Genomic DNA, 10,283 nt, shown 5'->3' on the forward strand with positions numbered 1-10,283 from the left:
CCGGCCAGGAGAAAGAAATGCCGAACACCATCACCGTACAGGGCACGAACATCGTGGCCCTGAAGAAGACCCCGCTGCTGGGCGGGGAGGGGCGCGAAGGGCTGGCCCATCTTGGCGGCAACGCCTCGGTCACCAGCGGCGTGCTGCTGCAGGGTCATCCCGGCCTGGCCAGCGGTGCCACTCCGGCCAGCGGCGACGCGGGCTGGGTCACGCTGCTGAGCGCGACCGCGACGCAGGGCCCGGTGGTCGAGATCGCCGACCTGCCGAAGTTCGTCAAGCTGGGCGCCACTGCCACGGGCCCCATCACCCTGGAGGGCGTGCAGTAATGGCCAAGACCATCACCCTGACGCTGGTCACGCTGCTGATCGACCGTGACGCCAGCACCAAGCTGCCGACCACGGTTCCGGAGTACGAGCAGTCCATCCTCGAAGAGATCTACGGCGAGGAACTGGTGACCGAGCTGGAAACCAAGGACATCGAGGTCGAGGACTTCGACGCGGGCATTGCCTTCGCTGGCCTGGTGAAGAAGTACGGCGGCAATTCCGACTCCGACACTGCGCGCGCTCGCTACTTCAACCGCCAGCGTGACCTCGAGAAGTTCATCGACAGCCGCCAGCCGTCGACTGCCAAGGCCGCGGCGAAGGCAACGACCTCTGCGCCGGCCAAGACCGCTGCCGAGAAGAAGGCGGAGAAGGATGCCGCCAAGGCCGCGGCGAAGGCTGGCAAGGACGCGGCGGTGGCCACCGACTTCACCGAACTGCTGGCCGGCGATGTGGCCTCCATCACCGAGAAGCTGAAGGACCTGAGCGATGCGGACCTGGTTGCCATCGAGGCGGCGGAAACCGAAGGGCAGGGTCGCGAAGATGTGCTGGCCGCGATCGATGACGAGAGCGAGTCCCGCAAGCAGTAACCCGACCCGCTGGCGGCGGTGACGGCGGCCGGTCGGGGGCGACTCCGGCCGGCCATTTTCGTGATGGAGAGGCGATGGCAGCTATGACCTACAACTGCGAGTGCGACGACGGCCAGCCCACGGTGACGCTGGAGGAAATGCGGCTGCGCATCGCCCGGCGCCTGGGCTTCGCCACTCAGGTGGCCATGGGCGTGCTGCCGCCGGGGATGGCTGATCTGCTGGACGACTTCGTCCGCAGTGCCCACGAGCTACTGTATCGGCGTTACACCGTAATGCGCCAGGAGCGGTTCTTCACTTGGGGCTTGGTCGCCGGCCAGCGGTTCTATGACCTGGATGGGAACAGCGATACCTGCGACAAGGTGCTGGACCCGGGCAAGGTCCACTGGGTCGGGATCTCCCAAGATGACAGCAGCTGGCGCCCTCTGGTGTGCGGGATCGATCCGACGCTCTACACGGCGGACATTCATGGCCTGCCGACCCACTACGAGATTCGCCAGTGCATCGAGCTGTGGCCGGCACCGGCCGATGCTGCATGGAAGCTGCGCATCAAGGGGGCATTCGGGCCGGCTGAGCTCGCCCTTGGCACCGATGTGCTGACGGTGGACCCCGAGGCTGTGTTTCTGCAGGCCTTGGCCAACGCGAAGGCACACTACAGCCAGCCCGACGCCGGCAACTACGCGGCCCAGGCAACGGCCTATGTTCGCAGCCGCGTCGCGGAGTCCCATCAGACGCGGCGCTACGTGCCCGGAGCGTGCGTGCCTCCGCCGGCAGTGCGACCTGCCTCCGCTGGCGACTGGCCGGAGTCCTGACCCATGCGCCAACAGAATCTCTCTGCGGTAAAGGCTGGCATTACCCGCCTGCGCGACAAGGGCGGAGCCTCGCCGGATTCCCTGTACGACCTGGTGAACGGGTACGTCACCGCGGCGCGGACCATCAAGTGCCGGCCTGGCACGCGCATCGAAGTGGTGCTCCCGCCCGGGACGAAGGGCCTTGTCTGGTTCCAGGGCAAGTTCGTCGTGTTCTCGCATCTGGTTGTCGACTCGGGCACCTCGCGCGTAGAGGTGGAGGTGATCCGGCACCCCACGGCACCGGCGACGCCCATCAATGACATCCACTTCGCACTGCCTTTCCTCGGCTACCTGTACGTCGTGGCCGAGTTTGCCGATGGCCTCATCCGCCACTACTGGCTGGAGAAGGGGGAGGTCTGGCAGCCGAACCACATCTACCTCCCCGGAACGCTCGTTCGCCCCACGGAGGGCAATGGGATGGCGTACCGCGTTGAGTCGGACCGCGCGGGGTACACGCCCTGGGCGCCCAACGTGGGCCGTGCCTTGGGCGATGTCGTCGTGCCCGTCGTGGACAACGGCTACCGGTACGCGGTCACCGAGACGGTGGGCGATAGCCCGCGCTCTGGGACGGTCGAGCCGACGTGGCCCACCAATCCTGGCGAGACGGTCATAGAGGACGTGAGCAACCGGAACCCCTACACCGTCGACCAAGAGACGGGAACTCCGACCACCCCTGTGCCTTCATCCGTGAAGGAGCGCTACGGCAGTGGCTCCCGGTCGACTTCGAACAGCAGCGAGGCGCAGTAATGGCGTATCCCGTCTGGCAATCCGGCACCCTGTACCAGCCCGGCGACATCGTCGTTCCGATCACTGCGCCGTCGCCCACGGCAACGTCCGTGGAGAACGGCGAGTTCACCGATGGGGCGAACAATTGGGATTTCACTGGCTCGGCCTTCTACTCCGAGCATGTATCGAAAGGGGGCTGGCGCACCTACGTCGAGTTGCCGGGCAACCAGGCCGGCGGCGGCGCGCTGAACCAGACGAAGCTGGTGGTCCCGGTCGGCAAGAAGATCACGGCGGCATGTCTGATCGATCAGGGGGCATCGGTTGCAGGCGCCACCCGGGGCTGGGTTGAGATCCACTGGTTCAGCGCATCTGACGTGCTGCTGCGGATCGACAAGGGCAACCAGGTGGACAGCGGTGCCGGTGGCGCAGTCCATCGCTCAACCTGCGAGGCGATCTGCCCTGAAGGCGCGGCCTACTGCAGGGCTGGCATCGAGCTTTGGTCCGTCGCGGACCACAACCACGCCATCTGGGGCGGCAACCTGTGGGTGGAGGGGACCTTTGCTGGGCTTCCCGCCGATCTGGCCTACAAGGCGGTGCAGCCGGAGTCGGGCTTCTCCGACGCCAGCGAGCCGGCGTGGCCGCCGGTGCTCGGCCAGCAGGTGGTCGACAACGAGGTCACCTGGGAAGCGATCGCCGCCACCCGCGTGGTGTGGACCGCCGAGCCCCTGTACATCAGCGGCGACACGGAGCCGGAGTGGCCGGAGGAAGAAGGCGGGATGGTGAAGGACGGCACCGTCACCCTACGGGCTGTCTCGCGTCGCGTGGAGGATCCGAACTGCCCGAACACCAAGATCGTGGCCATCGCCGCGTCCAAGGTGTTCTGCGGGGACGACGACATCGTGCGCTACTCGGCGACCGTCAACCCTCTGGACTGGTCGACGGACAACGACGCCGGCTACCTGCCCACCGGGCTGCAGAACTACGGGGCGAACCCGGTCACGGCCATGGGGCTGTACCGCGGCAACATGATCGTGTTCAACGCCGAGGCATTCCAGCTCTGGCAGGTGGACGAGGACCCGGCCAACATGGCGCTGCTGGACGCGTTGCCGATGGGCAGCACCCAGCACCACGCCATTGCGCCGGTGTCCAACGACCTGTTCTTCCTGGCCTCCCAGGGCGTGCGCACCGTCGGGATTGCGGCGAGCAGCACCAACTTCCAGGCAGGTGATGTGGGCATGCCCGTGGATCCCTTGGTCCAGGAAGCCGCAGCCGACGCCGACCAGCCGCTGGGCCTCTACTACCCGGCGATGGGCCAGTACTGGCTGGCATTCTCCCAGGCGGCACCTGTCCCGCAGGTTCCGACGTTGGTCTTCTACAGCGACAACGTCTCCCTCTTCTTCGGGAACATCATCAACGCCCCAGATTGGCTGACCTCGCCAACGGACTCGGTGCTGATCAGCTTGACCGGCCGCACTGATGACCTGCGGAGCTACTACAACCAGAACGACGAGGGTCGGTTCGTCTGCAACCTGGAGGTGCCGGTCACCTCCGGCTCGGGAACGGGAATTGTGATCGAGCGCGAGGGTTCTGGTGAGACGATTGTCGTGAACTGGGTCATCAGGCCCGCCCGGCTCAATGCGGTGGCCACCAGCAAGTTCTCCGATCCCATCGGGGCAAGCATCGTCACCACGGGCAATAGCAATTTCGTGGACCACGACGGAAACCCGAGCCAGCTGCTCGCGTCCGCATCCGTGCTGCGCGTCCTTGCTGCCCGCGAGAATCGGGGGATGCGGCCGGGCTGGGACGGCGGCGAGCGCGGCGACGTGATTCCCCAGAGCGTCACCATGGAGCTGGACAGGAACTACGCGACTCCGATTCTCGCCACGCGAAGCTCCACCGGTGGCGAGACCCGGTGGGACATCAACACGTCCTACTTCACCAGCACCACCTGGGCGGGGCTGCTCGAGTTCACGCTGGACGGCAAGGGGCCCTTCTATGCGGATGCTCAAGCCTTCGCGCGATTGCTCGATGCCAACGTGGCAGCGCCGCGGGAGTTTTCCGTCGAGAACACCGGGGGGCTGGCTATCAGCGGCGCCGAGCCCATGTTCGAGTGGTGGTCAACGGCCACTCCCTCGGTCCTCGTCTTCGGCATCGGCGCGCTCTATGAGCTGCGTGTGTCCATGCTGGAGGGCAGCCTGGACAGTTCGAACATCACCCCCGACACGTGGCAGAGCCTGTCCGAGACCCGGAACGGCACGCTTTCCTCGGGCGCGCGGGCTCTGCTGGAGATCCGTGATGCCTCCACTGGGCTCGTTCGCGCGAGCAGCATCCTCACCGCGGAGTAGCAATGGACGGTACGCAGATCTTTGTCTATTCGATGACCCGCATGGGGCAGGTGGGTGCATGGTCCCGCTACGAGCTGCCGTTCGTGGTGGATGACTGGGCCATCGCGGGGGACAGCCTCTACCTTCGCTCCGGCGACTTCATCCACTTCGTGGACGACACCGAGGTCGGGGACGAGGTGGCCCCTGGCCAGGTCGAAGAGTTCGAAGGGATCATCCAGTGGCCGTGGCTCGAGTTTGGCCAGCCCGGCGTGACCAAGATGCTGTATGGCTTCGACATCATCGGCGAGGGTGCCGTGTCGGTGTCCTTCGGCATCGACCAGAGCAACGGCGGCCTGTTCACGCCTGGGTACACGGTGCCAGCGGATACCGTGCCCGGAATGGTGATCCCGATGCCGTTGGCCGCCCCGTCTCTGTCAGTGAAGCTGACCTACGACGGCAGCGAGCCCTGGCAGTGGAACGCGCTGGGCCTGTACCTCCAGGACCTGCGCGGCATGTCCTGACTCCGTTGAACCCCCTCCGGCGGGCAGCAGCATACGTCCATGCTGCCCGCTCGCCTTCCCTCGAACATCGTCCCCTGCCGTCCGGCGCATCTGGTGTTCCTCTCGGAGCGGATGCGCGCGGACGAGCAGGCGCAGTTCCTTGCCGTCACCGGCTTGGCTGAGTTCTCGCCGGACGTGGCCGCGGCCTTCTTCATCGACACCGCGCAGAAGTCGCAGGGCTTCGCCTTCACCGTCCTGCAGAGCGACAACCTGCCCGCCGCTGCGGGTGGCTTCCAGCCGGCGGGTGCCGGCGTGTGGCAGGCCTGGATGGTCGGCACCGAGGACGGCTGGACCCAGCAGTGGCGCGCCATGACCAAGGCCACACGCTGGCTCATGGATCGGCTGTACGAGGCAGGCGCGCATCGCCTGCAGACCAGCGCCATCACCACGCGGGAGAAGGCCATCGAGTGGTTCGAGCGGTCGCTGGGATTCCGGCCGGAGGGCGTCTGGCGCCACTTCGGCGTGCGGGGCGAGGACATCGCCCATTTCTCGAAGCTGAGGGGTGAGTAATGGGCGCCGGTGGCGGTTCCAACAAGGCAGCACAGCAGGCGGCCCAGCAGGAAGGGCTGCGGCAGGCCAACATCAACCGATCGATGCAGCAGATCAACCAGATCTACGGCAGCCCGCAGCGGGAGGCCGACATCAACGACTTCCTGTCGGCCAGCCGCAGCTTTTACCGGCAGAACCTGGACCGACAGCACGACGCGGCGGACCGCAGCCTGCGCTTCGCCATGGCGCGAAACGGGCTGACCGGCGGCTCGGCGTCCGTCGACGCGAACCGGCAGCTGGGCCAGGACTACCAGCAGGGCATCCTCACCGCCGATCGCCTGGCGCAGAGCGCGGCCAATGAGCTGCGGAACGCCGACGAGACCAGCCGGATGAACATGATCCAGCTGGCGCAGACCGGCGCGGACATGACCACCGGCGCCAACAACGCCGCGCTGTCGCTGCGCAACAACCTGGCCGGCGCGCGGTCGCAGCTCAATGCCGACGCGCTGGGCGAGCTGTTCTCGGGCGCCGGGACCATCGCCAAGGCCAGCCGTGACCAGGCTGAAACGCGCCGGGCGAACCGGGACTTCTATTCGTTGTATTACACGCCGGGCTTTGGCTACGGCGCGGGAGGCCGCTGATGGGCGCTGAGGGCATCTGGATCCCGCTGGCATTGAGTGCGCTCAGTGCGGGCGCGAACTACTACAACACCCGGCAGACGCAGAAGAAGCAGGACAACATCCTGGCCGGCCAGATCCGGCAGCAGGGCGTCCGCCAGCAGGAAGCCGATCAGGCGATCGCCGAGGCCATGCGCGAGCGCGCAGCACAAGGCGCAGAGAGCGAGCGCACCGCCATCGGCAGCCAGTATCTGGACCAGGTACGTGCCGCCCAGGCCAACGCACAGCGCGGGCTGGGCCAGGTGGGGCAGGTGAGCCGTGCGTACCAGGTCGACGCCAACAACGCGGCGCTGGGCATCGGCGACTACGGCGCGCGGACTGCCGACCTGATGGCCCGCATCGATGCGCCGGCACAGCAGCGGCAGCGCGAGGGTGTCGCGGACGCGCGCGTGGCCATGGAGCTGGACCAGATCGGCCGCCGGAGCCGTGCAGACGACTACCTGGCCCAGTTGCGCCTGCGCGGCGTCCAGCGCAATCCCTGGGTCGATATGGCCTCCAGCCTGATGGGTGCCGGCGCGGGCTTCGCGGCGCAGTCCGGGATGGGCCAGTCGAGCCTGGCGCAGATCCAGACGCAGGCCAAGGCGGGTGCTGACTTCGGCGCCGCCAACAACGCATTGAATCGCCAGTTGCAGGCGAAGTGGGGGCTGATGAATGGCTGATCTCGATCTGAGCCGCCTCATCCAAGGCGGCATGAGCTTGGCCGATGCATTCGGCCGGGGCGACAGCGCCTACAGCCGCTCGATGATGGATACCGCGCGGATGGAGAACCTCGTTCTCGACGCTTCCAAAAAGCGAAGCGAGATGATGGCTCGGCGTGGACTCGGTGATGCCATCCAGTCGCTTGGCGGCCCGCGTGATCTTGCCCGGCTGTTTGAGGCTGGTGTCGACCCAACGAAGCTGTCCGGCTACCAGAGCGAAGTTCAGCAACAGGGGCTGCGCTCGCAGGCTGCGGAAGCAACCGATTGGGACACTCGCAATGCACTGCTTGCGGCGCTCGAGGGGAAACCCGTTCAACTGGCGACCGTGCAGGGACAGAACCTGATCAACAATCAGTACCTGACCGGTGGTGGCGGCGTAGAGACTACTGCGCAGGGCCTGGCGGGAATCCGCAAGGATGATGCCGCTGCCGCAGCCTCTCGTGCCAGTGCCCAATCTTCTCTGGGGCGCCTTGGTATTGCTCAGCAGCAGTTCGACCTGCAACGACGCGGGCAGTGGAACCCGGGTGGCACGTCGGCGGCAGGCTCGAAGCCGCTGCCGGTGGGCGCCCTGAAGGAGCTGCTGAACGTGGAGGACGCGCTGGGCTCTACCGAGGTGATGAACGACATCATCCAGAAGCACACCGGGCGCATCCAGGACGGGAGCCTGAGCATTTCTCCGGCCGGCGCGATGCTGGGCAAGGTGAGGACGTCGCTGGGCTTCTCCACGCCGAACGACGTGGCCCTCACTGAGTGGGATGCCGACAAGACCAAGATCGTCAACGAGTCGCTCCGACTCAACAAGGGTGTGCAGACCGAGGGCGACGCCCAGCGTGCAGCGAACGAGCTCATGAGCGCGAACGACGCGGCCACCGCGGCGCGCGCACTCCAGCGCCTGGCTGAGATCAACCGCCGTGCGGTGGACCTGCAGCAGCGCAAGGCCGGCATGATCCGCGGCAACTACGGGCAGGTATCAGTTGGCGACGTGTTCTCGGGAGCGGTACCGCCGGCTGGCAGTGCCCCCCAACGAGCGACCAACCCCAAGACGGGGCAGGTCCTCGAACTCCGCAACGGCCAGTGGGTGCCCGCACAATGACCACGCCTCCGCTTCCGCCAGGCTTCGTCCTCGATCCGCCTGCGCCGGCGCCCGGTGGCCTGCCGCCGCTGCCTCCGGGGTTCGAGTTGGTCCCGAACGATGCGCCGCGCATTGTCGACCTCCCAGCCGTCCAGGCTCAGCGTCCAGACTTCTCGGACGTGACCGCACGCGTCGACAGCACGGCCGACCAGGTGATGGGGGATGGCTGGAAGCCGGGATTCCTGCGCGACGTTGCGATGGGGGGGCGCTCGGTCCTGCAGGGCGCCGGCTCCCTGATCGGGGCACTGGGCGGCGACGCCTTCAACTACGCCATCACCGATCCGCTGCGCCGCCTCGGCCACAAGCCCAAGCTAGAGGACCTGCTGACCGGGAAGGACAGCTTCGTGCCGACGGCGAGCTACCGGGACACCGGCGCATGGCTGGCCGACAAGCTGGGCCTGCCGAAGCCGCAGAGCTCGGGCGAGCGCGTTGCCGGCGACATCGGCGAGGCGTTGACCGGAACGGGCCTGACCATGGGCCTCGGCGGGCTGTTGAACGCTGGCCGGAGCGGCGCATCGATGCTTGCCGGTCGCGCGGCTGCCACCAATCCGGCCCAGGCCGCAGCAGGCAGTGCGGTGAGCCGCGTAGGTTCCAACGCGCCCACCGCAGCACAACGGGCTGCCGACTTCCTTACTGCGCAGCCGGTGCTGCAGACCGTGAGCTCCGCCGCCGGCGCCGGCGCATCCGGTGCCACCCGTGAGGCGGGCGGCGGTGAGCTTGCACAGGCATTCGCCGGGGTCGCTGGTGGGCTGGCGCCCAGTGCAGTTACTGCTGGCTTGCCTATGACCCTGCGCGGAGCCTTCCGAGGTGGGGAACAGAACCGGCAGAACCTGGCCAACGTGATCGATGACTTCGAACAGCTCGGTTCGACGCCGTCGATCGGACAAGGCACGGGCAGTTGGATGCGACAGGGTGTCGAGACGCTGCTGGCTGGCGGCCCGACCTCGGGTGGCGTCATGGCGCGCTTTGCCAGCAGGCAGGGTGACGAGATCAGCTCCGGGCTGGAAGGCTTCGCGCGTCGGATGTCAGCCGACCCGACTGCAGAAGGAGCCGGCAAGGCCATTGAGTGGGGCGTGGACGCCTACACGGACCGCGTGCGCAGCCTCCGTGCCCAGCTCTACGACCGCGTCGACCAACACGTACCGTCGGACGCTCCCGTCGCCCTGACCCGGACGCAGGAGGTTCTGAAGGAGCTGACTACGCCGACCCCCGGCGCGGCGAATACCACTGGCGCGATGATCAGCCCCGAGCTGAAGGCGCTGGCCGACAACATCGCTGCCGACATCTCCGCGGCCCAGGCGTCGGGCGGCAGCGGCATTCCCTACCAGGCCGTCAAGGACATCCGCACCCAGCTGGGGGACCAGGCTTTCTCGTTCACCCTGACCCCGGACAAGCCGACCGCCCAGCTTCGGAAGGTCTATCGAGCCCTCACTGACGACATGCAGGAGCTGGCCAAGCAGGCCGGGCCGAGCGCAGAGCGTGCTGTTCGTCGCGCCAACAAGTTCTACGCGGACTCACGGGACCGCCTGGAATTGCTGCAGCGCGTGGTGGACAAGAACGGCGGCCCAGAGAAGGTCTTTCAGGCAGCGATCGCCGGTACCCGCGAGGGCGCGACGGTCCTGCGCCAGGTCATGGGATCACTCCCCAAGGACGCACAGCGGGACGTTACTGCCGCGGTGATCAAGCGCATGGGCCTGGCCAATCCCAATGGTCAGGACACGGCCGGCGAGGTCTTCTCGGCCGCAAGCTTCCTGACCAACTGGAACAAGCTCAGCCCAGAAGCCCAGCACGCGCTGTTCAATCGCTTCGGGCCGGAGATGAGTCAGAACATCACCAAGATTGCGCAGGTCGCCGAGCGCATCAAGCAAAGCGACGCCATTCTCCGCAGCACTTCAGGTACCGGCCCGAAGCGATTGAAC

The 10,283-nt window shown here is 66.9% G+C and carries 11 protein-coding genes; all 11 read left to right on the forward strand.

The window, feature by feature from the left end; translation table 11 throughout:
- Positions 1 to 17 precede the first annotated feature (17 nt).
- Complete coding sequence (locus ABB33_RS05105) at positions 18 to 326, forward strand: hypothetical protein (protein WP_056931397.1); 309 nt, start codon at positions 18 to 20, stop codon at positions 324 to 326.
- A complete protein-coding gene (locus tag ABB33_RS05110; RefSeq protein ID WP_056931398.1) occupies positions 326 to 910 on the forward strand; it encodes a hypothetical protein in 585 nt (194 codons plus the stop codon). Before ABB33_RS05105 ends, ABB33_RS05110 begins: the two co-directional genes overlap by 1 nt.
- Before the next feature lie 83 nt (positions 911 to 993).
- Entirely contained in the window at positions 994 to 1,719 is a 726-nt protein-coding gene (locus tag ABB33_RS05115; RefSeq protein ID WP_056931399.1) for a phage adaptor protein, read from the forward strand.
- A gap of 3 nt (positions 1,720 to 1,722) precedes the next feature.
- A complete protein-coding gene (locus ABB33_RS05120) occupies positions 1,723 to 2,505 on the forward strand; it encodes a hypothetical protein (protein ID WP_056931400.1) in 783 nt (260 codons plus the stop codon).
- Entirely contained in the window at positions 2,505 to 4,829 is a 2,325-nt protein-coding gene (locus ABB33_RS05125; RefSeq protein WP_056931401.1) for a hypothetical protein, read from the forward strand. Before ABB33_RS05120 ends, ABB33_RS05125 begins: the two co-directional genes overlap by 1 nt.
- 2 nt (positions 4,830 to 4,831) lie before the next feature.
- Positions 4,832 to 5,329 carry a hypothetical protein gene (locus ABB33_RS05130; protein WP_056931402.1) on the forward strand — a complete coding sequence of 166 codons (498 nt, stop codon included), beginning with the start codon at positions 4,832 to 4,834 and terminating at the stop codon, positions 5,327 to 5,329.
- Positions 5,330 to 5,368: 39 nt separating this feature from the next.
- Positions 5,369 to 5,878, forward strand: a complete 510-nt coding sequence (locus tag ABB33_RS05135) for a hypothetical protein (RefSeq protein WP_152984973.1) — start codon at positions 5,369 to 5,371, stop codon at positions 5,876 to 5,878.
- The gene (locus tag ABB33_RS05140) at positions 5,878 to 6,498 is read left to right on the forward strand and encodes a hypothetical protein (protein WP_056931404.1); all 621 of its coding nucleotides are present in this window, start codon (positions 5,878 to 5,880) and stop codon (positions 6,496 to 6,498) included. Before ABB33_RS05135 ends, ABB33_RS05140 begins: the two co-directional genes overlap by 1 nt.
- Positions 6,498 to 7,193, forward strand: coding sequence for a hypothetical protein (locus tag ABB33_RS05145; RefSeq protein ID WP_056931405.1), 696 nt, complete (start codon positions 6,498 to 6,500; stop codon positions 7,191 to 7,193). Before ABB33_RS05140 ends, ABB33_RS05145 begins: the two co-directional genes overlap by 1 nt.
- Positions 7,186 to 8,325 (forward strand): hypothetical protein, encoded by a 1,140-nt coding sequence (locus ABB33_RS05150; protein WP_056931406.1) that lies wholly within the window; start codon positions 7,186 to 7,188, stop codon positions 8,323 to 8,325. Before ABB33_RS05145 ends, ABB33_RS05150 begins: the two co-directional genes overlap by 8 nt.
- A partial coding sequence (locus ABB33_RS05155; protein ID WP_152984974.1) for a hypothetical protein occupies positions 8,322 to 10,283 on the forward strand: 1,962 nt, incomplete at its 3' end. The genes ABB33_RS05150 and ABB33_RS05155, both read left to right, overlap by 4 nt.

The organism is Stenotrophomonas acidaminiphila, assembly GCF_001431595.1.
GTDB classification, from domain to species: Bacteria; Pseudomonadota; Gammaproteobacteria; order Xanthomonadales; family Xanthomonadaceae; genus Stenotrophomonas; species Stenotrophomonas acidaminiphila.